We start from the raw sequence: 25,054 nt of genomic DNA, 5'->3' as shown, positions 1-25,054 counted from the left end.
TGAAAAACAATATGTCGCTTAATGCGGTGTCCAGTCTTACTGGAGCAGATCACTAGAGACAGACCTTCTAGATTTTGGTTACAAAGTCTAAATATATTACATTTACTTAAACTTGTGCTTACGAGGAATCCTTGGTGGTTCATCAAGCGTTGGATGTGACGGACACTCAAGCAGAGAATCTCTGCCGCATCAGTACGACGCAAACGATGTTCACAGACGTCTTGAATAACTTTGAATCGACTAATTTCTTTTTCACTCATGGCAATCAACATCTCAGTAGTCCTTAGTAACCGAAGCTGGTACATGAAATGTAGTCAGCAACCAGTGCTAAGGTGACATTTTAATCTGGCTCAAAAGTGACATTACTATCTGGGGCCTACAATCCCACTACGTATTATTTGCTTTTATGTTCAATTAGTTACACTAATGGTTAAATCAACACTATGCATTTGATGGATATATTCTAGGACGGTCACAATTATAGATATTAGTAAATATGAAGCTCTTATGCAGATTGCCACTAAAGCAGCACAAAAATAAGATTCTCGTCCCATTTATAATAATGAGACATAGATCACATGAAAAATAAAATAAAAGATGAGCTATTCAACAACGGCTTATATATCAATCAAGTAAACGACTTGCTGTTATGGCATTTCGACGGCCACAGTGAAGCTGCAGACTATTTCGGGGTAACTCCCCAAACGGTTAAGAACTGGATCAGCAATGGTAATTGGCCGTTGTCCGTTGTTAGATTGCTGCTTGTCATGCATAGGGGATATTTGCCAACCTCTAAGCCGTGGCGAGGTTTTAAGATTCGTGGTGATGTTCTTTATACTCCCGGTGGGCGAGAGCTTACCGCTTATGATCTAATGGAGTTAGATATCAAGATGAGCTTTGATATGACTTCGAATGTCATTCAGTTCAGACGAAAAAAAAAGAGACGATTTAAATTAAGGAAACAGGGCGTTAGCCGCCCTGTAAAAACTAGTTGATGCCTCAACTTTTTGGGGCATTCCCATACAATAGGCCTGTGTCATTCCCCAATAGGCCAGCAATGTAATCTTTGCCGTTATGCTTAACCGTTAATAGAACTCCGTTATAGGTTCCATTGAGAGAGGATTGGGAACAAGAAACGGCTGTCGCGTTGTCCACATTGAAGTATTCGCCATTACGCACAAGTTTACCTGTAATGCTACATACGCCATTTACTGCAAATGTCCCATCAGAATTAATCGTCCATGTGCTCCCGTCGCTTGGGTTCGTGTGCGTTCCTGTGATTTGGCCAATAGGTAAGGATGCCGCTGTCTTATTCATTGAATAGACGAGGTTTGTACCATTGAACACAGACGTAAGCGTAACGATCGCTTTATCAAATTTAGCATTCATCACTTGAGTACTGTTTTGCACGAATGCGCTGCTGTTGGCCAGCTTGATTCCTTTCGTTGTCATCGATGTTTCTGTAGTGGTCGCGGTATCGACAAAATAGATGCTGTCATTCGCAAAGTCACCCACTATCAGGTTGTTTTTAGATCGCTTTGAATCTACAAGCATGACGGATAAGTCGGCAGGGTTAACGTATAAGCCGTCCCCTTTGAACGATTTAACAGGCTGTGCAGCCGTTGAGCCACCACCTCCGCCACCGCCACAACCAACTAAACCGACGATAGTAACCAAACCAAAAATTAAGCCTTTGTTTTTCATTGCGTTTACTCTTTCATATATGAGGTGCGTATCATAGATAAAAAAGATAAAGCCCGCAAATGCGAGCTTTATAATTGATTGATTAACTTGTCTAGGTGGGGGATTCTCTCTCGAGAACCCCGAGGGAAGTTACGCAGTGGATAATTATCAATACTCTTTTTCTTTGCCGAAGCATAAACGTAGACAGAAAAGAGCAGGGTAATTGGGAGGATTAATGCAGCCCGTTTATTCACATTGTCCTACTTACGCATGTGCGCCTTTTGTTTCTAATATGGTGATTCTTGTGTGAAGCTTAAATAGTCCAACCAAGATCAAGATAGTATTACCATCTAGCCCCAAGGTTTGAATTATTTCCATTAACCCCACTCCTTACGGATGGTTTCCCATAGGCCAAGTGCGATTGGTAAAGCCGTACCAACGATGCCGCCATATTCTACGCCCTCAGGGGTTACGCTTGCGGTTATTAGCTCAGGATGTCCAATGGCAAGAGCTACACCCGCACTAACTAAGGCAAGGCCTTTTTTAGTTGATGGTTGCTCTAGGTCGATGCTTAATTTTTCTTTTAGAAAGGCTTTCAGGTTCATAGTAGTTTATGTCCTTGTAAATACTTGATTGCGTAGGCGGCAAGAACGCCACCTACAACGGTAATAGCAATTTTCTTGTAGTCTTCTTTGGTCATGCCATGGCAACCCCTTTTTGTGCCATTTCCAACGTGTAGTAGTTGCCGACTTCGAGGCGTGACATTGCGTGCAGTAGCTTGGCCAGCTCGTCGTTATCGTTCACGTTTACGCGTTGATTTGGGGTGATACCTGTTTTTTGACTGACAAACTTGATGTAGTGGTCAGTGTCGTTTTCATGATCAGGTGCGAATCGGTTGATCATTTCGCTGAGTGTGCAAAAGCCTTGTCGTTCGTAAGAACGCAAGACACGAGCACCGGCACGAAAGCCAAACGCTGGGTTTTTAAATTCTTCGAATGCTTTGTCGCTATCGAGTAGGGCTTCACCTTTCCACTGAGTGGTGTCACCTTTGCTTTCACGAATGTTCAGCGGGTTATTGTTGCGAACACCTCGAGGTAATGTTTTTTGATGCGCCATGTATAAAAGCCCTCCAGTGGCTCCTATTGCGAGTAAAAGGAAAAGCGGGCGCATTACTGCGCCTGCTGTGGTTGTGGGTCAGCGTCTGCAATCTCGCCACGCTTCTCAGCTTGGTCGATGCCAAACTCAGTCCAAAAACGGTGTCCGCGAGGGACTGTCCATTCTTGGCCGTTGGTTGGGTGATTGCAGATAACAGCGTTTTTGTCTTGGTCTGTGTATTTCATGCTAAAGCCTCGCGTCTGCGACAAAAGCGGTGATTCCGGCTATTGCTGTAGGTGTGCCTGACGCATTAGTTAAAGTGAAACCATCCGGTCTAACGTCCGAGACGACAACTTGACACCCTGTGCGGGGTGTTACAGATACGGCAGGTTTTTTAACCATTGAAGCAAAACCAACATTTGCGACACCTAATATCCAAGATTGCCCTTGGTGCAACTGTCCCACAGCACAGCGCACGCTTCTGTCTGAGACAATCAGAAACCTTTGACAGGGGGGTAACTCATTTGATGGCTGCTGATAAATCGGTAAGCTTGAAGATTCAGCTAGAATTAAGCGAGTGAACTTGGAGCCATTCCCCGACACTTCAAACTTAATGTACTGCTGACTGTCTGCTGTCGCTGTATCCGTACCGCCGTTAATATGGATTTGAGGTGTACCACTGACTGTATCCATATTGCCGCGAAGCGTAAGCCCGACATCAATCGTATTTGGAACTAGCTGTACGATTGAACCACTCACCAAGCGGAAGCCGTCTGCATCTCGGTAAACTTCCGCGCCAGCTGCGCCAGCTTTCCAGCCGTCACAAAAGTATTGACCCGCTGCCAGTACACCGTCACTTTCGTTGGCTTGGTTGATTTTACCGCGAGGGTTAATCAGTAGGTTTTCGCTACTGGCAATCGCCGTGTATTGCGCCTTGCTGACATCATTTTTTAATGCTGTGATTTGAGTCGCTTGTTGATGTATTGATTTTAATAATGCCGTGTCTTTCTTGGTTAGATCCAACACGTCACTAATCAGTTGTGTATCTTGATTACTCAAAGTCAGTAAACGGTCTGTTAACTGGTCGATGTCTGCAATCTTGGTTTGTGTATTAAAGAATGGGTTGCTTACGTGCATTACTTAACTCCCACAACCGAAAGGCGAGCTGTGCTTTGACTTGCGTTATACGCATAAAGCTCACCGCTAAAATCCAACGATAGGGCACCAGTTGCCTGTTTGCTTCCCATCACCAATAGGCCGCGATTTGAGGCGACGCTAAAATCCCCAATTCGCAGTGTTGTTACGTCATCGCTAATGACTTGAACAGATACTTTTTTAAAGCCGCTATTACCGATTTTCATTTTGGTATTCGGGGCAATTTCGATATCTGGCGTCGTGGTCAATGTGTTTGGTGAAAGCGGTTCGACTTTCAGGCCGTCTTTAACACTGACCGTTGCGCTAAATTGAATGGGTTCAACAATGCGCTGAACTTCAATACCGCTTGTAGAGGCTGGTCTTATCTCTGCGTCTGAGATTTGATAGTCAATGGTCACTGTCTGTGACTGACGGTGTTCTAAGAACATCTTATCGAACTCAGTGACATTGATTCGGTCACCCGATTCAAGTCGTTGCGGCTTGAGGTTATCGGCACTGATAAATACAGGTGCGCTTGTCGAGCGCACAATCAAGTATTTACCTTTACCACCCACAGAAATGGGGGTTTGAGTGTCTGGATTTAGTTTCATGAGCTTCGACTCCATGCAAGGGCACCAAAGCCAAGAACTAGCGCAGCCGAAACTCCTAGAATGACTTTAGTCATTTGTGGGGCTGTGCCTGTTTGCTCGTGCGTTTTCGCCGTTTCTGCCATCTTCATGGCTGTTCTAGCGTTTTCACTGCTTTGAGCTGATAAGGCTTTCATTGCTTGGATTGCTTCAGAGTTGGTCTTTGACACGGCATCGAGTGACTTCTCACCAAACCCTAGCGACTTCTCACCAAAGGCCAGAGCTTTATCTGTTGCTCGTTCATTACTTTTGAGAGCATCAGAGCCAAAGCCTAGAGCTTTCTCACCAAAGCGAAGTGCTTTTTCTGACACTCGCTCATTACTTCGAAGCGCATCACTCGAAACTCGTTCATTACTACGAAGTGCGTCACTTGAAACTCGTTCATTACTTCGAAGTGCATTGGAGCCTAATTCAGCCGCTCGGCGCATCGCGTCAGCGTTACCCGATAGGGCTGATTTAGCAATATCTCCAGCCGCTTTCATTGCACCGTGGTCGGTTGATGTAATGTTACCGATGTTGCCATTCACACCAGAGATGATGACGCCCAAGTTATCTCCACTAACCGCACTGGTGCCGTTAGTGTTGGTGGTATTGGTTGTGTTTGCACTGCTACTACTGCCGCCGCCGCCCATTACACGCCCTCCAAATTAAGCGTCATCACAGAGTCATGCTCTGATTGATGAGACATGACAAAGCCGAACTGTCGTAAAACACGACACATACCTAAGCGAACCGTGTGATACTTGATTGAGCGATAGCCTTTAGACTTAACCGCATCGATGATTGTCGGCGCACCTTTTAACAAGCCTTTGCCCGTCATCGCTAAAATCAAGTAGTCGTTTTCACTTGTTACATAACCGACAAAACGCAGTGATACGCCTTGCTCACGGTCAAACAGGTGGTAAAAACTCGCGCGTTTGTTTTCCACCGCTTCACGGCAAAATTCAAACTCAACCTTTGCGTCTGTCACGCCGTTAAACGCTCGCTTAATCAGCTTAAATAAAGCGGGTAGGTCAGGGCGATTAGGTCTTAATAAAATTAACTTCATCGCTTCACCGCCCAGATACCCGCAACAATAACGATTGCAATGATTGGTAGGTTATTGGTGATGTTTTGCATCGCTCCGCCACCAAAGTTAATCGCTGCGTTACGGATACCGCCAATTGAGTTAGTCCCAGTTGCTTCACTTGGACCCGCAGAGCCACCGCCTGCGCTAATTGGCATAGAGCCACCCGCTGATAAACCGCCAGCCGCCGCACCTAATGCAGGAATCATTTGCTCCCCTTAATCACTTTGTAAGCGATATAACCACCGCCCCCAAGGGCGGCGAGTTTTAGGACTTTCGATGCTGTCGAACCTGCAAAGAAGCCCCCACCAAAGCCCACGCCGCCAGCGGCTAGGGCTACCCAAACTAAAGGCATAAGCGTACTCCTTTAGCTTTTCGCCAATACAATCAGCAAACCCAGAGTGAACACCGCCGCCACACCACCGCCCACATAAAGAAGCGTTTTATCGTCTTCTTGTTGTGGTTTAGCGGGGGTGACCTTGTTCCCGTGGTCGTCTGCTTTCTTGGTGACTTGTGCCGATGTTCCGGCGTTCACAGTTTGCTGCTTTTCGGTTGTGGCGTTTTTGACAAGAGCGTCCGCGCCTTCTCCGACTGTATCTAGCAAGCCTGCTCCAAAATTACCTAAATCATCCCAAAGAGACATAAGCCCTCCTTACTCAACAATAAGGTCTGGACGTACGACTTTGATTGATTCGACAATGATTGGAATTGAACCAACCGCTGAGGCCGTCTTAACCGTGAACTTCAGTTCATTGGCATGAGCCGTATTGAACAGTTCGTCTAGGTAGTAACCGCGCATGATTGGATCGAAGTGGAAGCAGCCCACTTGCCAGAAACGCTTGTTACGTTTTGCGCGCATCGTTTCAACAGACCGTGTTGAGTCGTAGAGCTTCACGTAGTCTTTGTGAATTTCTAGGCCGTTTACTTCATTGCTCATAAAGTGCAAGCGGCGCAAATGAATCAATGGACCACTTTTAAGGTCTAGGAATTCGTTCTCGGTAGAACTGGCTTGCATGGTCTGCTTCTGAATCATTGGCACAACGATTCGTGCGGGTTGTCCTGGGGAGACAGTCGCATGGCCTTTGAGTTGCACATCAGGAGAGTCAGCCGCAGGTTTATCAACAATCTCAACTTCAAGAGTGATGTTGTCGCCTTGCTCTGTTACTAGCGATGTGTAACGCATGCCGTTTTTCGTTTTCGCTGTGATATCCGCAAGAGGGATATGGTAGAAACCGCTTGCAGCTGGCATGCCTTTGTAAGCTTCAAGTGCTTTCATTAGCTCGCCATCAAGTACAATGATTTCTTCAGCGTTTAACGTGATAGACACGCGCTTGATTTGCGCTGGCGTCAGGTTCGTTTCAAGAAAGATTTCTTCATACGTAGGACCCGTTGGAATGGTCAAGATTGCCTTTTCACCCCAAACACCACCAGTAAACGAATTAAGCTTCATAATTGAATTCATGTAGCTACCCCTTAGCCGATTGTGTCTTCAACAGCGTCAACGTTGTTTGACGCCCAAACCACACCAGCAGCAACCAGTGCCGCGATACCTGCAATAATGCCGATGTTCTTCGGATTTAATTTCATGTTTTGATTTACTCCAATAAGAAAAAAACCGCCCAGAAAGTGGGCGTCCATATGGAAGGAAGTTCGTAAACGGAGTCTGTACGCGTAAACGTCATCGCTTGCCAAAGAGGCCTTATTGGTACTGCGTTATGTGCCTTCGATGCCTAATGGTCATATGCCTTAGATATGCATTAAGTGTGATTTATTTCACATTTACCAACGGATTCGGCCTTTTTCCACGACCACACCGTATTGCTTGAAGTAGTCAAATTTGACTAATTTTGACTGTTCATCGGCACATATTCCGGTCAAGTCTTCTAGGTATCGGCGACTCTTGGGTGTCTTGGTTAGCATGATGTACCCATATTCACAGTTATCGACGATGGTCTTTGGTACTTCTTGGCCACGTTGGAATAGGTTGACGGTGTGGATGTTGTACGAACGACCAAGGCGAAGCAGCTTGCCATGATAGCCCGTTGCTTTGCCTGCGCTTGTTGAGTTCTCCGCGACTTCCTCACAGATGACCTTGAGCGGCTTCTTGTGCTTGCCATTTCCGCAGCCCCATACAACACGGCAAAACAGGTCGAAGTCTTTAGCACAAGGCTCAGAGGGGCGATAAGCTATCTTAAAGCCTTGCTTGGTTTCTCGTCCGGCCATGAGTGCACTCGCAAAGGTGCGTAAGTTGCTATAAACGCGAATTTTCCGGCCAACGATAAGCCCGTCATACTCACGCTTTGGATCATAGATAGCGACTTGGTCAGTCGCAGCAATCAAGAGCTTTTTGGCTAAGGACGATTTACCCGAACCCGACATGCCGACAATGTAGGCGTGGTGGTTATCGAGTTTGTTGTTATTGTTGATTGGTTCCATATCTAACCCTAATAAAAAGACCGCCCGAAAGTGGGCGGCCTTAGTGTTACTGCTTTATGTGCCTTAGATGCCTAACATCAAGCGGCTTAGATATGCATTAAGTGTGATTTGCATCACTTAACAGCTTAATGGGCGGTATGCTGCTCTTTTTCTTCCTGTGCTTCCTTTGTCGCATCAATGGCCGCTTGTTTATCGGCTTTCTTGAGGCCGCGATACTGCATGTACAGCGAGGCACCGATACTAAGCGCAACCACACCCAAGGATATCTCTTCCTTGTATTTTACCGCCCAAGGTGGGGGAGATACGTTGTATTTTAAGATGACGGGCGCGGCAGCCTTAGCTAAAGCGTGGGCGTTGTCTTCTCCAATCTCCAGACGTTCGTCCAGCATTTCCTTAACCGCGAAGTCAGCCATGCCAGCACCGACAAGAACGGTTTCTTCTGCTGCCTGCAGCGCAAGCTTTTGCGCGTTCACCGCTTCGACTTTCTCTTCTGCTTTGTCGATCGCGATTTGTGGATCGAAGTCGCTTTCAAGTTCGTCTAAGAACTCGGCTTTGTCTTTATCCGTATGCGTCTCAAGTTCTTTGTTCTCGAGGATAGGCTGTTCTAATTCTTGCTTGTCTTGCTTGCTCATGGGATAGGGTGTCCTTAAATAACTTTCAATACAGTAACGGCTTTGCCAAGGGTTAAGCCAATAAACGCGCCAATGCCAGCACAGACCAAACTGGAAATCTCGCGTGATTCACTGTTTTGGTCAGATTGTTGCTCGTTTGGCACTTCTGATTGCACTAATTGCGGTTCGAGTTGCGTCGATGTGTCTTCCTGTTGCACTTCGGCTACAGGGTTCAACTCTTCCAAAGGCTTGTGCTGCTTTAGATAGTCTTGAGTATTGGCATTGCTGCGCTGCTCGGTACACTTACAAGCGTTACAGCGTCCCTTTAGATAAGCTGAACGTTTACCGCTGCACTGACTGACTTCCATCGCTTCATCACAATTAGGGGCGGTGCATTTCACATAACCTAGAATCATTGTTCTTCTCCTTGAATCTTCTTGAGCGGTTCGCATAGCTCATCGGTCTTCGTAGCTTGAGGGGCTAGGGTAGCCAGCTGCTTTTCGAGCTCTGCGATTGTCTTGGCTTGATCTGCTGAAGCAACAGCCCCAAGAGCTGTTGCTTCTAGGTCGGCTTGAATTGCAAACTTAATTAAATCGAGTTGCTTTTCTAGCTCATCGACTTGTTGCTGTAGGTTCTCGAGCGCGGCCACTTTGCTGTCGAAGATATCGCGGGCAGCTTCGAAGTTTGTGATCGCGTATTCCTTTACGGTACCGACCAATTTAAGGGGGGAGACTTTTGGCCAATCTGGGGACGCGTCCTCGAGAACGCGGCGCGATTCTTTGATGCCGTTTATGATTTTGGTGAATTGATTTTTGAGGCTCATTGCTGCACCTCTTTATCAAAACAGGTTAGGCCGCCTTTACGTTCTCCAGCAACAAACAAGCATTGTTTGCTTGGCGCTGTTACAGGTGTGAACTCATATAAACGTAGGTCTGTTCCTGCCGCTTCAATTCTAGATACATCATCAGGATTAAGTTGCTTTGTGTTGAACATGCTGCCTTTGTCGCAGCCAGTGAGCAAAAACCCAAAAAGGGCGATCACTATAAAGTTAGCTTTTGGGGAAGTAAGGGGTGTATTTTTGAGGCTCATAGGACAATGGCCTCGCTAACTAACCCAAGTTTGAGTAGGACATTAGCGGGCACCTGTATCTGTCCCGTTTCCCAACGCGAAAAGGTCGCTTGAGTGATTTCAAGGTTGTTTTGAGAAATGAAGTCTTTCTGTTGTAGGCCTGAACGTAAACGTGCATCACGTATCAGTTTAGCCGTAATAGGGTACTTATATTTGGATGGTTCCATAGCTCGTTGCCTTAACTGACGTTAAAAGAAACAAGCCGGAGGTTTTACGAACGAGGTTTATTATACATATTTTATATATATAAGGTACTTGTTTTATATATGTATGTGCATTGCTAACAGCAACCACCATGAGGTGGGCTTTTAAGTACCGCCCTTAAATCTCGCCTTTTCTTCCTGCCAGAATCATCGCGAAGCGATAGGCTCTTAGAATCACGTCCAACTCATCAAGCATGCGCAGCTTCGGCTCTTGTGTATAAGTTCCCTGTATCACCTGGGGCCCGTTAAATCGCCTCAATGAATCTGACGTTACCCACAAGCCTCACCAGCGATTTAATGGGAGGTATCACTTATCCCCGAGTTTCGAGGGGTAATTATAGTCTTCTTATATATTTATTAACTGTTAAGAAAGGTTATGCCTTTAAAATCCCGTGGTATGCCTTAAACCCTAAAACTCCTTATGCACTACATAATAATAACTCACTGAATGAACCTGTTGGCTGTAGATAATTTTTGAATGCTGAGATAATAACTGCGGACAAATGCGCCTTGTGGATAGTTCTGAGGCACATATAAAGGGATTTGGAGCTAGATATAAAGTAGGGGGATCGCGTTGTTCTCTACGGGGTGTAGATTATGCAGAAAAGCCGCAGGATTTGAGCCTGTAATTGACTATGCGGTCGAATTGGTTGTCTGTTAGCTCGCGGTCTTCACCACGGTCTATCATGCGTTTCATGATGATTTGAACGGCTCTAGAGCGGTCCGTAGCCTTTGCCACAACCTTTTTAAAGCAGCCCTCTGTGATTTGCTTGATACGTCTTTCAATCGTACCTTCCCACAGTGTATTGCGCACCGTGAGCAAACGCTCTTTAAGCGTCCAGTTTGTTTTTGCGTAGGCTTTCTCGTCTGCATCTTTAAAGGCTTTTTCAAGCTTCATTCCGGCCGTAGGGCCAGCAAGAAAACAGAAATCATCTTGAACGACATAAACGTTATTAAGTGGGATCCCGTCTTTGTCTCCAACCACACCCGCGTTCTGTACGCTTGGGTTCTCATCGTCGGTGAAAGCAGGGCGGATAACTCCCATTTTTATCATGAGAGCAATAATGCGAGACACTGTAGCTTGATTGACGCCGATAGATTCGGCTATCTGGCCTTGAGTACCGTTACTTGAGAAAGTACGTGTTTCTAAGCAGACGTTAGCAACGATCCACTTACAAACCTCAGTGAAGTTATTACGGCGGTTTTGCTTCTTGAATGTATCGATACCGTGATACTTTCGTAGACGGTTGATTATAGAGGGTTGTGTTAGTGCGCCATTCTTAGAGAAGTATCTAAATACGTCAGCTTTACCTTTGTGTAGGTATGGAGAACCACCATCAGCGGCTTTCTTAGCGGCTGCTTTGTTGTATTTGGTGATTTCTTGCTGGTACGGCGTGAGTTCCATGGTTGATTAATTCGCGCTTAGCCATTTTGTAAGGCGGTAAAGCTCATTTAAAGCACCACGGTAGTAATTAGCTGATGCTTCTTTTGCATGCTGGGTCAAAGACGGGTTTGATTGGTATTCATCGGCGTGTTTCTGTAACACATCCATACGGTCTTTGATTATATCGACAGGGGTTTTACTTTGATTTGACATGGTGTTGATCCTTTTTTAATAAGTCTGGTCAATACTTGAGTGTGAACACAGCTTTTCAGACAGCCCCCAAAGAGCTTGCAATCTACTAAGGGGGCTAAAAAGGTGTTCGCAAAGTCTCCCGACTTGACGAGGTCGATTAAAGATCATTTGCACATGGGTGTCTACTGCTTACAGTCACTCTGCGCTCTAGACTATACTGTGATTGGGAGGGCTTTATATGATAACTACGTTAGACTTACTCAATCGTTTACGTGTTGAAAAACAATTAGTTAGCGATAGACAAGTAGCTAAATACTTAGAGTTACACCACAGTACAGTCAATAAATGGCGAAACGGTGGCACAATGAGCGAAGAACATGCTTGTGAAGTGGCTGATATACTAGGTTTAGATGTGGACTTTGTCTTACTGGCAAATATAGCGGAACGTTCTAAAAGTGACCGTGTAATCAATGCAGTTGAACGAGCTTTACAAGATAAGAAAATAGCATAATCAGATAGGCAAAAAGTAAGGGTATCTAATTGATTTAGTTGAGAAAGATGCCTTTATTTTTTGCCTATCACACTGCGTATTATGTATATTATGTTAAATTGGGTTTAGTATTTATAAGGCAGGTATCTTTGTGTGATGCCCTGCCTCTTGTTTGACTACCAAACTGACGTTCTATTTAACAGTAAGTCTATTTACCATAAAATACCTAATAAACATATTTCCTAATCTTCGATTAAGAATACGTTTATTAGACTTCAAGCATTAACCTATCAATTGCTTCAATGATCTCTTTGGTTCTTACAGGTTTGGTAATGAAATCATTCATACCGACATCTAAACAAGAAAATTTATCTTCTACTGATGTGTGTGCCGTTAGCGCGACGATTGGTGTTTTGATGTTTGCGTCTCTCATGTATTTGGTTGTGGTTATTCCGTCCATAACTGGCATCGACACATCCATCAAGATAATATCTATCGGATCATTACCTCTTTCTACAAAGCCAATGGCTTCTTCACCGTTGCTTGCGATGAAAACTTCGTGGCCTTGACGCGCAAGGATCAATTTAATCACCATCTGATTCGTTGGGTTGTCTTCAACAACTAACACTGAATAACGGGTTCTTGGAACTTGCGAGTATTTATCTTCTGCAGCATGATCTTGATTGTTCGTAACTTTCGTTAGAACTGGTAACCGCACTTCAAATTTCGAGCCTTTTCCTGGCTCACTCTCGACCAATATATGCCCGCGCATCAGTTCTACTAGTCGTTTTGTTATTGCTAAACCTAAGCCGGTGCCACCAAACCTACGCGTGATTGTGCTATCGGCTTGCACGAACGGACTGAATAACGACGAAAGTTGCTGTGAGCTGATGCCAATTCCGGTGTCTTCTACGCTAATACGGAATGAACTGTGCTGGTATGTAATAGAAACATGTACATGCCCGTGTTCAGTGAACTTTATTGCGTTACCAATGAGATTAAAAAGGATCTGTGCTAAGCGACTTGGGTCGATGTAATGTAGTTCACCTTCTGGAATGTCGCTAGTTAGGGTTAACGACAACCCTTTATCGTCTGCTATCTTCTTTTGTTCAGACAAAACAAAAGTTACAGTGTCTCTTGCGTTACTCCATTGAGGAGCCAACGAGAAGCATCCAGATTCAATCTTTGAAAAGTCCAATACATCACTGATGATCGCCAATAGGAGTTCAGATGATGTACTCATATTTAACAATATAGACTGTTGTTCATCATTCAGCGGTGTGGACTTTAGCGTGTCGATTAAGCCTATGGTAGCGTTTAGCGGCGTTCTTAACTCATGACTCATCATTGCTAAGAATTCAGATTTGGCTTTGTTGGCTCTTTCTGCGTCTTTTCTTGCTGCTACGAGTTCTGCTGTACGTTCTCGGACTGTCGCTTCAAGTTTTTCTTTGTTTTCAATATCGAAAACAGCACGCTCAATCAGCGGTCGAAATCGGTTTAGAGTAGCTTTGGTTTCAATACTAAAGTGTTTGGTATTGGAATGGATAAAGATGATAACGGATTGTGTTAGTCCGCTATCAATACCAGTAATCAGTACAGAGTTAATTTGGTCTAGGATAATGGGATGCAAAGTGCTGAATTCACCCAGAGATTTGGGTTCAAAAAGAATGGCGCATTCTCCATTAATGACTCGCGATAGCTTGCCACAATCTGTCCAATTCATTTGTTCAAATACTTTGTTATTGGTTAACAGGGTTTTGAAACTACCTTCATTCCCTACTCTTGATACCACAATAAAATCATCAAACTTAATGTATTTTTTGAGTGCAAATTCGAGACTAGAAAATATTTCAGATATGTTACTCGCCTTACTGATCGCAGAGATAGTCGATAGGATCACCCTATTCTCTTCAGCTAATTTACGTTCACGGACCTTTAGTTTTTGCAGTTCAATACGAGCTTCTTGCAGCGCTTCTTGGTCTTCAGTATCCATTACTTTTTCAGCCTATAAAACGTTGCAGAAGATACCATCAAATTTCCGTGCGCATTCTCACCACCAGAGAGTCTGCCTTGCTCACCAAACGTAAATGGACATATGTATGGAAGCCCACCAAGTGCGTGATTGATTTGGTCACAAACCTCATCCATATCTTGTTTTAGGTGCAGCATTGGTCCTGCACAGAATATGTTGATCGCCCCTAATTTTTCTTCAAGATCCATATCATTATAGTAAGACGAATGAATGATGTTAGCGGCACGACTTATAAGTTGTTGCTTAGAGCCTTGCATCAAATAGATGGTGTCACCTTCATTTATATCAGTGAACAACTCGATACCGTTACACTCAGTTTCTCTGATCGAATGCGATAACTTGAAATATGGGTAGTCGTAAGAAGAGCCGACCTTTCGGCCTAATGGATAAACTGTCGACTTTTCAAAAATATACCCATCATCACTGCCACCTAAATGAAAATCAGTCCATTCATTATAAACGGTGGTCGCAGGCCTATGGTCGATCTCTAACAATATTCGATTTCTTACTTTGGTGACGGTGCCTGAATACTGGGTGGGTGTATGACCGGCGCTAAAAGATGAATAGATGGATTGTGACGCAAAAAACACCGTTAAAGAGACGCCATTAATAGCAAGAGCTTCTTCGGTAAAGATACTCCAATTTCCAGACACTTGATTGTCTGCTGCGCTTCCACCAATAATCGGCACCTCTGTGCCAAATTTGTTATCGATGGCCGCCATCACCTTCTCTTCATTTCCTGGGGTGGAATGGAGCAAGATAAGATCGGGTATTTCACCTTCTCGGTTGGCGTTCTTTAATGCTTTATCGATGGCGCTGAACGTACTACGTTCTATGGAATCGCCAAAGTGACTGATGCCAGTACCGTAGGCATTGATTCCGGAATCATAGATGATGAGTATCCCAATCACAGGGCCTGAATGGAACCCTGTTTCGGTCATAATACCGTGACAAGTGGTGCAGCCATGTATTGGCGTATTCGGGAGCGCATCTACGAAATATCTCTGCACTGCGAGTGTGGAGTACTCTTCTGTACAGTAGCAGATAAGACAGGCAATATCGTCAGGGTTTACCACCCCACTGAGCAGCTCATCTACTGCGATTTTATCGTCTAGGGAATAAGAGACTTTTGATAGAAATTTCATAGATCTCGGAAGATTTTATTAATGCTCTCTTTATAACACTTTTATACAATCTATTTCACTGACTTAGTACATATTTCTATCAAAAGAATTGAGGCGAGACTAATTTGTTACTGTGTTATTCCTTAGAAAGGTTTACAGAAAATGTGGCTATCTGTTGTGGAAATGTAACCGTTATTGAGGAGTTCTGAGCGTTCGTTCGTAACAGCCAAATTGATGCCCCTTTTTCTTCTAGAGTTCCACTCTCATTATAGTTAATGATAAATTTACCAGTTTTAGATGTTTCGATCGAATACCCTAGGTTATCACCCGAAATTAAAACATTATGTTTATCAATAGTAATTTGGCAAGGTTTAGAAATTATACAGTTTACTGTTTCGTCATTGTCGTATGTCACTGTTCTCCAAGTAAATGCAGCTATTAAAATAACCAACATGACGATAATTTGAACAAGCCTGCCTTTTGTTAGCTTTTGTGCCGCCATTATAATCTTTACTCCTTGTTACAAAGTTCAAAGTTTTTAAATAAAAATCCAATTCCAGACCAAGCGTAAGGTTACTACTCTGTCATTGATTTGTTAATTCAAGTATAGTGTCGCGTTGAAAATGCCACTTTTTTTTAAAATCAGCAAGTGGAAATAAAGCTCTGAATAGGCTGAATTTCCTTTTCTAATTTGGGTGGCATTACGACGTGAGTCGTGTTGGAAGTAAAGTGTAGTAAATAAGAAATTGGAAGCATGCAAATGAGCCAAGAAAAGCAGCTTGAACAAAACTACAACTATACGGTCGTCCGTCAATTTACCCTCGTTACAATTTTGTGGGGTATTGTCGGTATGGGCGTTGGTGTTTTGATTGCCGCTCAATTAGTTTGGCCACAGCTAAACTTTGATACGCCGTGGCTGACGTACAGTCGTTTACGTCCCCTGCATACTAATGCGGTTATTTTTGCGTTCGGTACAAGTGCGCTGTTTGCAACATCATATTATGTTGTGCAACGTACCTGTCAGACGCGTCTCTTTGGTGGCCCTCTCGTAGCCTTTACCTTTTGGGGTTGGCAAGCGATTATCCTGTCCGCTGCAATTACTTTACCGTTAGGTTTAACCTCTGGTAAAGAATACGCAGAACTTGAATGGCCAATCGATATTGCTATTACTCTTGTGTGGGTAGCTTATGCGGTCGTGTTCTTCGGAACCATGATTAAGCGTAAGACATCGCACATTTATGTAGCTAACTGGTTCTTCGGAGCCTTCATCATCACGGTTGCCGTGTTGCACATCGTTAACAGCCTGGCTGTTCCTGTATCTGCGTTTAAATCGTACTCGATTTATTCCGGAGCGATCGATGCAATGGTGCAATGGTGGTACGGACACAATGCGGTAGGCTTCCTATTGACAGCTGGTTTCCTAGGTATGATGTATTACTTCGTTCCTAAACAAGCTGGTCGCCCTGTTTACTCTTACCGTTTGTCGATTGTTCACTTCTGGGCTCTTGTGTCTCTGTATATTTGGGCTGGTCCTCACCACCTACACTACACAGCACTTCCAGACTGGACTCAGTCTCTAGGTATGGTTATGTCTTTGGTTCTGTTTGCTCCATCTTGGGGTGGCATGATCAACGGTATTATGACTCTATCTGGTGCGTGGCATAAGCTACGCTACGACCCTATCCTACGTTTCCTAATCGTTTCTCTATCATTCTACGGCATGTCGACTTTCGAAGGCCCTATGATGGCAATCAAAACGGTTAACGCACTATCTCACTACACGGACTGGACTATCGGTCACGTTCACTCTGGTGCGCTAGGTTGGGTTGCGATGGTTTCTATCGGTTCGGTTTACCACTTAGTTCCTAAACTATTTGGTCAAGAGCGTATGTACTCTGTATCTCTAATCAATGTTCACTTCTGGTTAGCAACGATTGGTACGGTTTTCTACATTGTTGCAATGTGGATTTCTGGTGTGATGCAAGGTCTGATGTGGCGTGCAGTTAACTCTGACGGTACATTAACTTACAGCTTCGTTGAATCTGTAGAAGCATCTTACCCGTTCTACTTTGTACGCTTCTTAGGTGGTTTTATCTTCCTATCTGGTATGTTCCTAATGGCATACAACACGTACAAAACTGTTTCTGCACCTAAAGATAGCCTTAAAGCTATCCCTCAACCGGCTTAAGGAGATTTAGAATGAGCTCAAATTCAAATAATCGCCATGAGTTGGTAGAGAAGAACGTTGGCCTACTGGCGATCTTGATCGTTATTGCTATCAGTTTTGGTGCTTTAGTAGAAATTACCCCTCTTATTTTCCAAAAGCAGACGACTGAACCTGTAGAAAACCTACGCGTTTACTCTGCTCTGGAAATGGAAGGTCGTGATATTTATATCCGCGAAGGTTGTAACGTATGTCACAGCCAAATGATTCGTCCTTTCCGCTCTGAAACTGAACGTTACGGTCACTACTCTGTAGCGGGCGAAAGCGTTTGGGAACACCCATTCCTATGGGGTTCTAAGCGTACTGGTCCAGATCTAGCGCGTGTTGGTGATCGTTACTCTGATGAGTGGCACCGTGTTCACCTTATCGACCCTCGTGAACTTGTTCCTGAATCAAACATGCCTGGTTTCCCATGGCTTGCTGAGAATGTACTTGATGGCAAATTGACTCAACAGAAGCTTGAACTCTTCCGTAATCAATTTGGTGTTCCTTACACAGACGAACAAATTGCTAACGCTAAACAAGATGTTGAAGGAAAAACAGAGATGGATGCAATCATCGCTTACCTTCAATCGCTTGGCCACGCAATGAAATAAGGAATAATTATGGACATTATTACATTTCAAAGTGTTTGGACTGTTACTGTTTTTGCTTGCTTCATCGGCATCGTTTGGTGGGCATACGGCAAGAATCGTAAATCACGTTTCGACGAAGATGCGAACCTAGTGTTTGCAGACGACGAGCCGGCAACAAGTTCTAAAAATCAAGGAGTGACAAAGTAATGAGTACATTCTGGAGTATCTGGGTTAGTGCGATTACGATTGGTACCCTAATTGGTTGTGCTGTCTTGCTTCGTTGGTGTTTTAAAGATCGAACTGGCGTAGAAGAAGGTCATGATATGGGCCATGAATACGATGGTATTCGTGAGCTTAATAACCCACTACCAAAATGGTGGACATACCTTTTCATCAGTACGATTGTGTTTGCAGCGGTTTACCTTGCTCTTTACCCTGGCCTTGGCAATTTTAAAGGTCTACTAGGGTGGACAAGTTCAAACCAAGAAGTTCGTAGTATTGAAGAGTCTCGCTCTTCGATTGCTGCGGCTCAAGCGAACAAGCAGTTAGACGAGTACGCGAAAGAGCTTGATGACGCCAACACCTATTTTGGTGAAGCATTCAAAAAGCTAGCTCACGACGAAAATGGTTTACGTTCTGTCCCTGACATTGCATCAGATGCTGACGCAATTAAAGTGGGCCAACGTTTATTCTTGCAAAACTGTTCTCAGTGTCACGGCTCTGATGCTCGTGGTCAAAAAGGTTTTCCTAACCTAACTGATGACGCATGGCTATATGGTGGTGAACCACAAGCTATCGTGACAACAATCATGCATGGTCGTGTTGGCCAAATGCCTGGCTGGAAAGATGCACTTGGTGAGCAAGGCGTTAAAGAAGTGGTTAGCTACACGCTTAGCCTTTCTGGACGTAGTGTGAATGCTCGTGAAGCTGAAGCTGGTAAAGCACGCTTTGTTGTATGTGCTGCATGTCACGGTACAGATGGTAAGGGTAACCCTGCTGTAGGTGCACCTGACCTGACCGACCGCGACTGGTTGTTTGGCGACTCTCGCGCTGCTGTGACGGAAACAGTAATGTACGGACGCTCTGGCGTTATGCCTGCTTGGAAAGACATTCTAGGCGAGGATAAAGTACAACTGATTTCATCATACGTGTGGAGCTTAAGCAACTCGGATAATAAGTAACATTTCAATAACAGCCTCTTTCTAAGAGGCTGTCTTTCCTTTATTTTATAACCCCTTCTTTTTATTCTTTTTTGAGATCTTTTTTATGGTAAAGCCTTGGTATAAACAGTTTTGGCCGTGGTTCTTAATCGCGTTGCCAGCGACAGTAGTTATTTGGACCATCATGACGGTTATTGTGTTCACACAGAACTCTGTAGACCTAGTGACTGAGGATTACTATAAAAAAGGAAAAGGCATTAATGTCGACATTTCAAAAGTAAATATTGCAAAGGAACTCGGCCTTTCAGCTTCAGTTAACGAGAAAGGTAACTCCGTTATCATTACTCTTGAGAAAGGTAAACTCGATCACTTCCCTGCGATTAACGCAATGTTTGTTCACAGAACACTGCCTGACCGCGATTTTACTCAACTACTGACAGCGGATGCGAAAGGCAACTACACCATGACTTTGGATCACGAAATGCAAGGACCATGGTTTATTGAGCTTTCTCCGCATGATTCTGAATGGTTAGTGCAAGGTCGCATGAACTTCCCTATTGATACTCCTACTCAACTAACGAATTAAAGCTTATGTGTGAATCCTGTTATCACTGCGGTGAAGATGTACCAGCGGAAACGGATTTTAAAGTGGAAATTTTAGGATCGGTTCGTCCGATGTGTTGTCCGGGTTGCGAAACCGTAGCCCAGACAATCATAGATAGCGGTTTGGTCTCTTATTACCAATACCGTACTGCTCCGGCTGAAAAAGCCGATCTGGTGCCAGAGCAACTTCTGGCTCTCAGTCACTATGACAATGAAGATGTTCAACTTGAGTTCGTCCGTAACTCCGAAAACATCTCTGAGGTGACATTGTCACTAGATGGTGTCTCTTGTGCGGCTTGTGCTTGGCTTATTGAGAAGCAAGTTTCTTCAAAGCTTGGCGTTGTGAGTATTCGTGTTAATACCACGACTAACCGTGCCCTGCTTAGCTGGGACAACACTCAGGCCAAACTGAGCGATTTGCTATCCGCGATTCATAGGTTGGGCTACAAAGCCGCACCATTCGAGGCTGACCAACAAGAAGCTGCTTATCATCGTTCGATGAAAAACTACCTTTATCGTCTTGGTGTCGCGGGTTTAGCGACCATGCAAGTTATGATGCTAGCCGTGGCGCTTTATCTCGAAGTTTTTGGCAGCCTTGAGCCGGAATTCAAAAGCTACTTTCGTTGGGTGAGTTTGATCTTCGCAACGCCAGTTCTTCTCTACTCTGCATTACCGTTCTATATTAACGCTTGGCGTAGTATTAAAGGCCGAACCTTGGGCATGGATGTTCCTGTGTCGATCGCTCTATTGTTTGCCTATGTTGCGAGTTTAGTGGCAACGGTGACAGAGCAAGGCGAAGTGTTCTTTGAATCTATCTCGATGTTCACCTTCTTCTTGTTGCTTGGTCGTTTCCTTGAGATGCGCGCGCGTCGTAAAGCAGCAGCCGCGAGTGGTAACCTGCTTAAGTTGGTTCCTGCGATGGCGACAACTTTAGACGGTGAGCAAGTTCCGGTAAAAACCTTGAAGGTTGGCGATCAGATTCGGGTTCTACCCGGTGAGCATATCCCTGCGGATGGTAAAGTACTGTCTGGTAGAGTTCATATTGATGAATCGATGCTGACTGGCGAATCGATTCATGTGGTTAAGAATGAAGGCGATACCGTCTTTGCTGGTACATTGAATGGTGATGAATCGTTTGAATTGGAAGTGATGACGTCTAAAGCGGATTCCGTGATTTCCAATATCGTTCGCCTTCAGGATGAAGCGCAACTGTCTAAGCCTCGCATCGCAGAGATTGCCGATGTGGTTGCTCGATACTTTGTTGCTGTGATTCTGGTTATCTCGTTCGGCACTTGGTTTTACTGGCACCAAACACGTCCAGAAGATGCTTTCTGGATTATGCTCTCGGTACTTGTTGCGACATGTCCTTGTGCTCTATCGCTTGCAACACCGACAGCCATCACCTGCTCAACTTCTCGTATGGGTAATTTCGGTATCTTGCTGCGCAAAGGCCATGTGTTTGAAACTTTGTGCAAAGTGAATCACTTGATCATAGATAAAACAGGTACGTTGACCGAGGGTGATATTCGTATCAGCCAAGTTGAAACCTTCGCAGAACTTGACAAAGACACCTGTCTGAAAGTAGCGGCGAGCCTAGAGCAACATGCTAACCACCCTATTGCGAAAGCGTTCAAGACTCATCTTTCTGATGATATCGAAGTAGAGTCTGTCAATAACGTAATTGGCTCTGGTATCACTGGTGAGTGGAATGGACAAGAAGTCGCTATCGGCAGCAGTGAATTCATTCTTGGTGATGCACAAACATCGGAAAGCAATGGTATTTACTTGTCGATGTCTGGTCGACATATCGCAACATTCACTTATGAAGACCCGATTCGTAAAGAAAGTATTGAGTTCATTAAGCAATTCAAAGAAGCGGGAATCAAAACCACGCTGCTGACTGGCGATTCCTTGATTAACGCGAAAGCTGTTGCGGCAGAGATTGGTATTACTGACATTGTTGCTAACGCGAAGCCAGAAGATAAACTGGCTTATTTAAACTCTAGAGACGCTAGTGACATCACCATGATGGTTGGTGACGGTATTAACGATGCGCCGATTCTTGCAGGTGCACACCTTTCGGTTGCTATGGGCGGCGGTACCGACGTGGCGAAAGCCTCAGCGGATATGGTGTTATTGGGTGACAAACTCGATAGATTACTTAAATCACGAACATTAGCGCTTAAAACGCGTAAGATAATCCGTGAAAATTTAGCGTGGTCGTTGGGGTATAACTTACTTATTCTTCCATTGGCCGTAGCGGGTTTGGTTGCTCCATACATTGCCGTTGTTGGCATGTCTGCTAGCTCTATTATTGTTGTGTCTAACTCGTTAAGGCTCTTAAAAGAGCAAGGTAAATAATGGAAAGTTTATACATACTTATTCCAATTGCGATCGTACTTGTGTGCATCGCTGTCGGTATCTTTCTGTGGGCCGTTAAGAGTGAGCAGTTTGAAGACCTTGAGCGTCAAGGCCACAACATTCTGTTTGATGAAGACACTAATGCTCATCATCATTCTGATAGTAAACCTGTTAAGAACGAGAAAGCTAACGGAGAAAGCCAAACTAACTTAGACAAAAAGAACGATGACGCCTGATTGGATCGGAGCTTTTGTTGTTGGGTTGATCGGCGCAGGTCACTGCATGGGAATGTGTGGTGGCATTGCGTCGCTTCTTTCAATTGGCAACAGTAAACCTTCCCCTGTCATTCCCCTGCTATATAACCTAGGACGCTTGCTAAGCTATGCCGTGATTGGCGGTGTGGTTGGCGGTGCAATTTCTTCTATAGGTCAGCTAAGCGATTTTAACGCTCTGCTTGGTTGGCTGCGATTATTTGCTGCTGGCTTTATGATCGTCTTAGGTTTGTATATTGGAAAATGGTGGTTCGGCTTGTTGTTTTTTGAAAAAGTCGGACAAAAACTATGGCGCTATATCTCTCCTGTCGGTAAATCATTTCTACCATTGAAGCATCCTAGTCACGCTCTACCATTTGGTTTCATTTGGGGGTGGTTACCATGTGGCCTTGTTTATTCTATGCTGACATGGGCGGCCGTATCAGGAAGTTGGTATAACGGAGCGGGTATCATGCTTGCTTTCGGTTTAGGAACCCTCCCTGCGATGCTCACGGTTGGAATGGGTGCAAATTTCCTCAAAAAACTGCAACAAGCTGACTTATTTCGTCAGTTTGGTGCAATTTTAATCCTCATTTACGGCTTCTATACCGGTTATATGGCGCTACAGCTTATTATTTATACCGTATAGCGGCGTCTTTAATCCGGTTTTTTTACTACCCTTTAGGATTAAGGAATGCTAAAATATTGACGTATATCAAATAGTGAAAGATTGTTATGATTTCTGAAAAGCCTGTGACGAAACGTGTTCAGTCTGGTGGCTGTGCGATCCATTGCCAGGATTGTAGTATTAGCCAGCTCTGTATTCCGTTTACTTTGAATGAATCTGAACTCGATCAACTTGATCAGATCATTGAGAGAAAAAAGCCTATTCAAAAAGGCCAAGAGTTATTTAAAGCCGGTGACGAGCTTAAATCTCTATACGCTATTCGCTCTGGAACGATCAAGAGCTACACGATTACCGAGCAAGGTGATGAGCAGATTACTGCATTCCACCTAGCGGGCGATCTTGTTGGCTTCGATGCGATTACTGGTGACATGCACCCTAGTTTCGCACAAGCGTTAGAAACTTCTATGGTCTGTGAAATTCCATACGAAATTCTAGACGACCTATCAGGCAAAATGCCTAAATTGCGTCAGCAAATTATGCGTCTGATGAGTAATGAGATTAAAGGTGACCAAGAAATGATTCTGCTTCTTTCTAAGAAGAACGCGGAAGAGCGTCTTGCTGCATTCCTTTACAACCTTTCTACTCGTTTCTCTCAACGTGGCTTCAGCCCACGTGAGTTTCGCCTAACGATGACTCGTGGCGATATTGGTAACTACCTTGGTTTGACTGTTGAAACAATTAGCCGTCTTTTAGGTCGCTTCCAAAAAGCAGACATCTTGAGCGTTAAAGGCAAATATATCACTATCGAAGATCACGATGCGTTGATGGAACTTGCTGGCGTTTCAAAAGAATAGTCTAGATATCAATGATGTAGTTCAATAATGAGCTACATCATGTTTCTCTCTTAAAACCTCTTATATTTCTCTTATTCTCTCCATAACTACGCTACATTATTTATATGTTCGGTCTGAAAAGTAGGCTTAGTTATGAGTATCTATAACAAAATTTTAGTTGTCGCAGACATTAATCACGATGAGCAACCTGCTCTAGTTCGTGCTATCCAACTTGCCAAGAAAAGCACATCAACAAGCCACATCACTTTCTTTTTATCGATCTACGATTTCTCGTATGACATGACATCTATGCTCTCTGTCGATGAAAGAGACGCAATGCGTAAAGGTGTAATTCATCAACGTGAAATTTGGATGAATAAAGTGGCGGCTCCTTACCTTGATGATTCCATTGAATTTAACGTGCAAGTGGTTTGGCATAACCGCCCGTATGAAGCGATCATTGCAGAGGTTTACAGTGGCGAGCATGACATCCTAATCAAAGGTACGCGTAAGCACGATACCTTAGAATCTGTCATCTTTACTCCTACCGACTGGCACTTATTGAGAAAATGCCCTAGCCCAGTGCTATTGGTTAAAAATGATTTCTGGCCAGAACACGCGAAGATTTACGCTTCAGTCCATGTTGGCTCTGAAACCGAAGCTCACTTAGAGCTCAATGATACGATGGTCGACAGGTTACTTGAAATCACAGGTCGTTTAGATGCTGAGCCGCTATTGGTAAACGCCTACCCGGTGACACCTGCTAATATCACAATCGAGCTGCCAGAGTTTGACCCAACCTCTTATACTGACGCGGTTCGTGGTCATCACTTAACAGCGATGAAAGCGTTGCGCCAGAAACACGGTATGAGTGAAGAGCAAACTGTTGTTGAGCAAGGCTTGCCAGAAGATGTTATTCCTCGTGTCGCGTCTGAAAACAACGCTGCTATGGTGATTCTTGGTACCACCGGCCGTACCGGATTGTCTGCTGTGTTTATTGGTAATACTGCGGAACATGTAATCGACAAGATTAACTGTGACGTACTTGCACTTAAACCGTCGGGTTATGTAAGTCCACTTGATCCCAATTTGTCTATAGGTTAATCCCCTATAGCTGATTTAAAATCATAAAAAAACGCCTCAAGCACTGCTTGAGGCGTTTTTATTTATCTAGAGCTTCCGCCATTCCAAATA

35 protein-coding genes and 1 pseudogene are annotated in these 25,054 nt (G+C 44.3%); 12 read left to right on the top strand and 24 right to left on the bottom strand.

Translation table 11 applies throughout. The features are described from left to right. Window positions 1-272, bottom strand: a pseudogene (locus ACED59_RS12340) (hypothetical protein); the annotation flags it as partial. A gap of 306 nt (window positions 273-578) precedes the next feature. Between ACED59_RS12340 and ACED59_RS12335 the strand changes: the two are divergent. Further along, window positions 579-995, top strand: coding sequence for a DUF3653 domain-containing protein (locus ACED59_RS12335; protein WP_135382167.1), 417 nt, complete (start codon window positions 579-581; stop codon window positions 993-995). Between the two features lie 4 nt (window positions 996-999). On the opposite strand, the gene ACED59_RS12330 is transcribed toward ACED59_RS12335, so the two are convergent. The 20 genes from ACED59_RS12330 to ACED59_RS12235 all read right to left on the bottom strand — a co-directional run bounded on the left by ACED59_RS12330 (window position 1,000) and on the right by ACED59_RS12235 (window position 11,600). Further along, window positions 1,000-1,704, bottom strand: coding sequence for a hypothetical protein (locus tag ACED59_RS12330; protein ID WP_009846679.1), 705 nt, complete (start codon window positions 1,702-1,704; stop codon window positions 1,000-1,002). A 356-nt stretch (window positions 1,705-2,060) separates the two neighbouring features. Then, window positions 2,061-2,288 carry a hypothetical protein gene (locus tag ACED59_RS12325; RefSeq protein ID WP_009846682.1) on the bottom strand — a complete coding sequence of 76 codons (228 nt, stop codon included), beginning with the start codon at window positions 2,286-2,288 and terminating at the stop codon, window positions 2,061-2,063. Between the two features lie 91 nt (window positions 2,289-2,379). Beyond that, a complete protein-coding gene (locus ACED59_RS12320; protein ID WP_371704762.1) occupies window positions 2,380-2,799 on the bottom strand; it encodes a virion protein in 420 nt (139 codons plus the stop codon). A gap of 53 nt (window positions 2,800-2,852) precedes the next feature. Then, the gene (locus ACED59_RS12315) at window positions 2,853-3,023 is read right to left on the bottom strand and encodes a hypothetical protein (protein ID WP_371704763.1); all 171 of its coding nucleotides are present in this window, start codon (window positions 3,021-3,023) and stop codon (window positions 2,853-2,855) included. Window position 3,024: 1 nt separating this feature from the next. After that, window positions 3,025-3,915, bottom strand: a complete 891-nt coding sequence (locus tag ACED59_RS12310) for a hypothetical protein (RefSeq protein ID WP_371704764.1) — start codon at window positions 3,913-3,915, stop codon at window positions 3,025-3,027. Continuing rightward, window positions 3,915-4,523 (bottom strand): hypothetical protein, encoded by a 609-nt coding sequence (locus ACED59_RS12305; protein WP_371704765.1) that lies wholly within the window; start codon window positions 4,521-4,523, stop codon window positions 3,915-3,917. Before ACED59_RS12305 ends, ACED59_RS12310 begins: the two co-directional genes overlap by 1 nt. Continuing rightward, window positions 4,520-5,191 carry a hypothetical protein gene (locus tag ACED59_RS12300; protein ID WP_371704766.1) on the bottom strand — a complete coding sequence of 224 codons (672 nt, stop codon included), beginning with the start codon at window positions 5,189-5,191 and terminating at the stop codon, window positions 4,520-4,522. The genes ACED59_RS12305 and ACED59_RS12300 overlap by 4 nt, the downstream gene beginning before the upstream one ends. Further along, a complete protein-coding gene (locus ACED59_RS12295) occupies window positions 5,191-5,607 on the bottom strand; it encodes a hypothetical protein (RefSeq protein ID WP_371704767.1) in 417 nt (138 codons plus the stop codon). Before ACED59_RS12295 ends, ACED59_RS12300 begins: the two co-directional genes overlap by 1 nt. After that, complete coding sequence (locus ACED59_RS12290; protein WP_371704768.1) at window positions 5,604-5,834, bottom strand: hypothetical protein; 231 nt, start codon at window positions 5,832-5,834, stop codon at window positions 5,604-5,606. The genes ACED59_RS12295 and ACED59_RS12290 overlap by 4 nt, the downstream gene beginning before the upstream one ends. After that, window positions 5,831-5,980, bottom strand: a complete 150-nt coding sequence (locus ACED59_RS12285; RefSeq protein ID WP_371704769.1) for a hypothetical protein — start codon at window positions 5,978-5,980, stop codon at window positions 5,831-5,833. Before ACED59_RS12285 ends, ACED59_RS12290 begins: the two co-directional genes overlap by 4 nt. Window positions 5,981-5,992: 12 nt before the next feature. Continuing rightward, window positions 5,993-6,268, bottom strand: a complete 276-nt coding sequence (locus ACED59_RS12280) for a hypothetical protein (RefSeq protein ID WP_009846692.1) — start codon at window positions 6,266-6,268, stop codon at window positions 5,993-5,995. 9 nt (window positions 6,269-6,277) lie between these two features. Then, window positions 6,278-7,087: a major capsid protein P2 gene (locus tag ACED59_RS12275; protein ID WP_371704770.1), complete on the bottom strand. Its 810-nt coding sequence runs from the start codon at window positions 7,085-7,087 to the stop codon at window positions 6,278-6,280. Between the two features lie 317 nt (window positions 7,088-7,404). Beyond that, window positions 7,405-8,061: a type IV secretory system conjugative DNA transfer family protein gene (locus ACED59_RS12270; protein WP_009846695.1), complete on the bottom strand. Its 657-nt coding sequence runs from the start codon at window positions 8,059-8,061 to the stop codon at window positions 7,405-7,407. A 125-nt stretch (window positions 8,062-8,186) separates the two neighbouring features. Beyond that, window positions 8,187-8,693 carry a hypothetical protein gene (locus tag ACED59_RS12265; protein WP_371704771.1) on the bottom strand — a complete coding sequence of 169 codons (507 nt, stop codon included), beginning with the start codon at window positions 8,691-8,693 and terminating at the stop codon, window positions 8,187-8,189. A 14-nt stretch (window positions 8,694-8,707) separates the two neighbouring features. Beyond that, on the bottom strand, window positions 8,708-9,088 hold the full coding sequence (locus ACED59_RS12260) for a hypothetical protein (RefSeq protein WP_371704772.1): 381 nt from the start codon (window positions 9,086-9,088) through the stop codon (window positions 8,708-8,710). After that, a complete protein-coding gene (locus tag ACED59_RS12255) occupies window positions 9,085-9,495 on the bottom strand; it encodes a hypothetical protein (RefSeq protein WP_371704773.1) in 411 nt (136 codons plus the stop codon). Before ACED59_RS12255 ends, ACED59_RS12260 begins: the two co-directional genes overlap by 4 nt. After that, on the bottom strand, window positions 9,492-9,761 hold the full coding sequence (locus tag ACED59_RS12250; protein ID WP_371704774.1) for a hypothetical protein: 270 nt from the start codon (window positions 9,759-9,761) through the stop codon (window positions 9,492-9,494). Before ACED59_RS12250 ends, ACED59_RS12255 begins: the two co-directional genes overlap by 4 nt. Next, the gene (locus ACED59_RS12245; RefSeq protein WP_371704775.1) at window positions 9,758-9,967 is read right to left on the bottom strand and encodes an XRE family transcriptional regulator; all 210 of its coding nucleotides are present in this window, start codon (window positions 9,965-9,967) and stop codon (window positions 9,758-9,760) included. Before ACED59_RS12245 ends, ACED59_RS12250 begins: the two co-directional genes overlap by 4 nt. Window positions 9,968-10,598: 631 nt before the next feature. Beyond that, window positions 10,599-11,408, bottom strand: coding sequence for a helix-turn-helix domain-containing protein (locus ACED59_RS12240; RefSeq protein WP_371704776.1), 810 nt, complete (start codon window positions 11,406-11,408; stop codon window positions 10,599-10,601). Between the two features lie 6 nt (window positions 11,409-11,414). Next, complete coding sequence (locus ACED59_RS12235) at window positions 11,415-11,600, bottom strand: hypothetical protein (protein WP_371704777.1); 186 nt, start codon at window positions 11,598-11,600, stop codon at window positions 11,415-11,417. Between the two features lie 217 nt (window positions 11,601-11,817). Between ACED59_RS12235 and ACED59_RS12230 the strand changes: the two genes are divergently transcribed. Continuing rightward, a complete protein-coding gene (locus ACED59_RS12230; RefSeq protein ID WP_371704778.1) occupies window positions 11,818-12,090 on the top strand; it encodes a helix-turn-helix domain-containing protein in 273 nt (90 codons plus the stop codon). A gap of 247 nt (window positions 12,091-12,337) precedes the next feature. Here the strand turns inward: ACED59_RS12230 and ACED59_RS12225 are convergent, their stop codons facing one another. The 3 genes from ACED59_RS12225 to ACED59_RS12215 form a co-directional block, all read right to left on the bottom strand. Then, the gene (locus ACED59_RS12225) at window positions 12,338-14,062 is read right to left on the bottom strand and encodes an ATP-binding protein (RefSeq protein WP_017097869.1); all 1,725 of its coding nucleotides are present in this window, start codon (window positions 14,060-14,062) and stop codon (window positions 12,338-12,340) included. Then, window positions 14,062-15,246, bottom strand: coding sequence for an FIST signal transduction protein (locus tag ACED59_RS12220; protein ID WP_017097868.1), 1,185 nt, complete (start codon window positions 15,244-15,246; stop codon window positions 14,062-14,064). Before ACED59_RS12220 ends, ACED59_RS12225 begins: the two co-directional genes overlap by 1 nt. Before the next feature lie 115 nt (window positions 15,247-15,361). After that, window positions 15,362-15,727, bottom strand: a complete 366-nt coding sequence (locus tag ACED59_RS12215) for a hypothetical protein (protein WP_017097867.1) — start codon at window positions 15,725-15,727, stop codon at window positions 15,362-15,364. A 252-nt stretch (window positions 15,728-15,979) separates the two neighbouring features. Here ACED59_RS12215 and ccoN point away from each other — a divergent pair, with 252 nt between their 5' ends. The 10 genes from ccoN (at window position 15,980) to uspE (ending at window position 24,964) form a co-directional block, all read left to right on the top strand. Beyond that, a complete protein-coding gene (gene ccoN / locus ACED59_RS12210) occupies window positions 15,980-17,413 on the top strand; it encodes a cytochrome-c oxidase, cbb3-type subunit I (RefSeq protein WP_009846707.1) in 1,434 nt (477 codons plus the stop codon). Window positions 17,414-17,424: 11 nt separating this feature from the next. After that, window positions 17,425-18,045 carry a cytochrome-c oxidase, cbb3-type subunit II gene (ccoO, locus tag ACED59_RS12205; protein WP_004742292.1) on the top strand — a complete coding sequence of 207 codons (621 nt, stop codon included), beginning with the start codon at window positions 17,425-17,427 and terminating at the stop codon, window positions 18,043-18,045. A gap of 9 nt (window positions 18,046-18,054) precedes the next feature. Beyond that, the gene (locus ACED59_RS12200; protein ID WP_009846708.1) at window positions 18,055-18,231 is read left to right on the top strand and encodes a CcoQ/FixQ family Cbb3-type cytochrome c oxidase assembly chaperone; all 177 of its coding nucleotides are present in this window, start codon (window positions 18,055-18,057) and stop codon (window positions 18,229-18,231) included. After that, a complete protein-coding gene (ccoP, locus tag ACED59_RS12195; protein WP_009846709.1) occupies window positions 18,231-19,205 on the top strand; it encodes a cytochrome-c oxidase, cbb3-type subunit III in 975 nt (324 codons plus the stop codon). Before ACED59_RS12200 ends, ccoP begins: the two co-directional genes overlap by 1 nt. A gap of 85 nt (window positions 19,206-19,290) precedes the next feature. Beyond that, window positions 19,291-19,770: a FixH family protein gene (locus ACED59_RS12190; RefSeq protein WP_009846710.1), complete on the top strand. Its 480-nt coding sequence runs from the start codon at window positions 19,291-19,293 to the stop codon at window positions 19,768-19,770. 5 nt (window positions 19,771-19,775) lie between these two features. Beyond that, window positions 19,776-22,148: a heavy metal translocating P-type ATPase metal-binding domain-containing protein gene (locus tag ACED59_RS12185; protein ID WP_017097866.1), complete on the top strand. Its 2,373-nt coding sequence runs from the start codon at window positions 19,776-19,778 to the stop codon at window positions 22,146-22,148. Further along, window positions 22,148-22,384, top strand: coding sequence for a cbb3-type cytochrome oxidase assembly protein CcoS (ccoS, locus tag ACED59_RS12180; protein WP_012603916.1), 237 nt, complete (start codon window positions 22,148-22,150; stop codon window positions 22,382-22,384). The genes ACED59_RS12185 and ccoS overlap by 1 nt, the downstream gene beginning before the upstream one ends. After that, window positions 22,374-23,048: a sulfite exporter TauE/SafE family protein gene (locus tag ACED59_RS12175; RefSeq protein WP_017097865.1), complete on the top strand. Its 675-nt coding sequence runs from the start codon at window positions 22,374-22,376 to the stop codon at window positions 23,046-23,048. The genes ccoS and ACED59_RS12175 overlap by 11 nt, the downstream gene beginning before the upstream one ends. Before the next feature lie 86 nt (window positions 23,049-23,134). Next, complete coding sequence (locus ACED59_RS12170) at window positions 23,135-23,881, top strand: FNR family transcription factor (RefSeq protein ID WP_009846714.1); 747 nt, start codon at window positions 23,135-23,137, stop codon at window positions 23,879-23,881. Window positions 23,882-24,013: 132 nt separating this feature from the next. Further along, window positions 24,014-24,964, top strand: coding sequence for a universal stress protein UspE (uspE, locus tag ACED59_RS12165; RefSeq protein WP_017097864.1), 951 nt, complete (start codon window positions 24,014-24,016; stop codon window positions 24,962-24,964). Window positions 24,965-25,054: the final 90 nt, after the last annotated feature.

It is taken from the genome of Vibrio sp. FF266, from assembly GCF_041439695.1.
GTDB classification, from domain to species: domain Bacteria; phylum Pseudomonadota; class Gammaproteobacteria; order Enterobacterales; family Vibrionaceae; genus Vibrio; species Vibrio tasmaniensis_A.
The sequence above is the reverse complement of the archived record's forward strand: the minus strand, read 5'-3'. Positions and strand labels throughout refer to the sequence as shown.

Bases quoted from the DNA above. Each gene is read 5' to 3' on its own strand.
- ACED59_RS12335 (WP_135382167.1), top strand. From the start codon at position 579: ATGAAAAATAAAATAAAAGATGAGCTATTCAACAACGGCTTATATATC.
- ACED59_RS12330 (WP_009846679.1), bottom strand. From the start codon at position 1,704: ATGAAAAACAAAGGCTTAATTTTTGGTTTGGTTACTATCGTCGGTTTA.
- ACED59_RS12325 (WP_009846682.1), bottom strand. From the start codon at position 2,288: ATGAACCTGAAAGCCTTTCTAAAAGAAAAATTAAGCATCGACCTAGAG.
- ACED59_RS12320 (WP_371704762.1), bottom strand. From the start codon at position 2,799: ATGGCGCATCAAAAAACATTACCTCGAGGTGTTCGCAACAATAACCCG.
- ACED59_RS12315 (WP_371704763.1), bottom strand. From the start codon at position 3,023: ATGAAATACACAGACCAAGACAAAAACGCTGTTATCTGCAATCACCCA.
- ACED59_RS12310 (WP_371704764.1), bottom strand. From the start codon at position 3,915: ATGCACGTAAGCAACCCATTCTTTAATACACAAACCAAGATTGCAGAC.
- ACED59_RS12305 (WP_371704765.1), bottom strand. From the start codon at position 4,523: ATGAAACTAAATCCAGACACTCAAACCCCCATTTCTGTGGGTGGTAAA.
- ACED59_RS12300 (WP_371704766.1), bottom strand. From the start codon at position 5,191: ATGGGCGGCGGCGGCAGTAGTAGCAGTGCAAACACAACCAATACCACC.
- ACED59_RS12295 (WP_371704767.1), bottom strand. From the start codon at position 5,607: ATGAAGTTAATTTTATTAAGACCTAATCGCCCTGACCTACCCGCTTTA.
- ACED59_RS12290 (WP_371704768.1), bottom strand. From the start codon at position 5,834: ATGATTCCTGCATTAGGTGCGGCGGCTGGCGGTTTATCAGCGGGTGGC.
- ACED59_RS12285 (WP_371704769.1), bottom strand. From the start codon at position 5,980: ATGCCTTTAGTTTGGGTAGCCCTAGCCGCTGGCGGCGTGGGCTTTGGT.
- ACED59_RS12280 (WP_009846692.1), bottom strand. From the start codon at position 6,268: ATGTCTCTTTGGGATGATTTAGGTAATTTTGGAGCAGGCTTGCTAGAT.
- ACED59_RS12275 (WP_371704770.1), bottom strand. From the start codon at position 7,087: ATGAATTCAATTATGAAGCTTAATTCGTTTACTGGTGGTGTTTGGGGT.
- ACED59_RS12270 (WP_009846695.1), bottom strand. From the start codon at position 8,061: ATGGAACCAATCAACAATAACAACAAACTCGATAACCACCACGCCTAC.
- ACED59_RS12265 (WP_371704771.1), bottom strand. From the start codon at position 8,693: ATGAGCAAGCAAGACAAGCAAGAATTAGAACAGCCTATCCTCGAGAAC.
- ACED59_RS12260 (WP_371704772.1), bottom strand. From the start codon at position 9,088: ATGATTCTAGGTTATGTGAAATGCACCGCCCCTAATTGTGATGAAGCG.
- ACED59_RS12255 (WP_371704773.1), bottom strand. From the start codon at position 9,495: ATGAGCCTCAAAAATCAATTCACCAAAATCATAAACGGCATCAAAGAA.
- ACED59_RS12250 (WP_371704774.1), bottom strand. From the start codon at position 9,761: ATGAGCCTCAAAAATACACCCCTTACTTCCCCAAAAGCTAACTTTATA.
- ACED59_RS12245 (WP_371704775.1), bottom strand. From the start codon at position 9,967: ATGGAACCATCCAAATATAAGTACCCTATTACGGCTAAACTGATACGT.
- ACED59_RS12240 (WP_371704776.1), bottom strand. From the start codon at position 11,408: ATGGAACTCACGCCGTACCAGCAAGAAATCACCAAATACAACAAAGCA.
- ACED59_RS12235 (WP_371704777.1), bottom strand. From the start codon at position 11,600: ATGTCAAATCAAAGTAAAACCCCTGTCGATATAATCAAAGACCGTATG.
- ACED59_RS12230 (WP_371704778.1), top strand. From the start codon at position 11,818: ATGATAACTACGTTAGACTTACTCAATCGTTTACGTGTTGAAAAACAA.
- ACED59_RS12225 (WP_017097869.1), bottom strand. From the start codon at position 14,062: ATGGATACTGAAGACCAAGAAGCGCTGCAAGAAGCTCGTATTGAACTG.
- ACED59_RS12220 (WP_017097868.1), bottom strand. From the start codon at position 15,246: ATGAAATTTCTATCAAAAGTCTCTTATTCCCTAGACGATAAAATCGCA.
- ACED59_RS12215 (WP_017097867.1), bottom strand. From the start codon at position 15,727: ATGGCGGCACAAAAGCTAACAAAAGGCAGGCTTGTTCAAATTATCGTC.
- ccoN (WP_009846707.1), top strand. From the start codon at position 15,980: ATGCAAATGAGCCAAGAAAAGCAGCTTGAACAAAACTACAACTATACG.
- ccoO (WP_004742292.1), top strand. From the start codon at position 17,425: ATGAGCTCAAATTCAAATAATCGCCATGAGTTGGTAGAGAAGAACGTT.
- ACED59_RS12200 (WP_009846708.1), top strand. From the start codon at position 18,055: ATGGACATTATTACATTTCAAAGTGTTTGGACTGTTACTGTTTTTGCT.
- ccoP (WP_009846709.1), top strand. From the start codon at position 18,231: ATGAGTACATTCTGGAGTATCTGGGTTAGTGCGATTACGATTGGTACC.
- ACED59_RS12190 (WP_009846710.1), top strand. From the start codon at position 19,291: ATGGTAAAGCCTTGGTATAAACAGTTTTGGCCGTGGTTCTTAATCGCG.
- ACED59_RS12185 (WP_017097866.1), top strand. From the start codon at position 19,776: ATGTGTGAATCCTGTTATCACTGCGGTGAAGATGTACCAGCGGAAACG.
- ccoS (WP_012603916.1), top strand. From the start codon at position 22,148: ATGGAAAGTTTATACATACTTATTCCAATTGCGATCGTACTTGTGTGC.
- ACED59_RS12175 (WP_017097865.1), top strand. From the start codon at position 22,374: ATGACGCCTGATTGGATCGGAGCTTTTGTTGTTGGGTTGATCGGCGCA.
- ACED59_RS12170 (WP_009846714.1), top strand. From the start codon at position 23,135: ATGATTTCTGAAAAGCCTGTGACGAAACGTGTTCAGTCTGGTGGCTGT.
- uspE (WP_017097864.1), top strand. From the start codon at position 24,014: ATGAGTATCTATAACAAAATTTTAGTTGTCGCAGACATTAATCACGAT.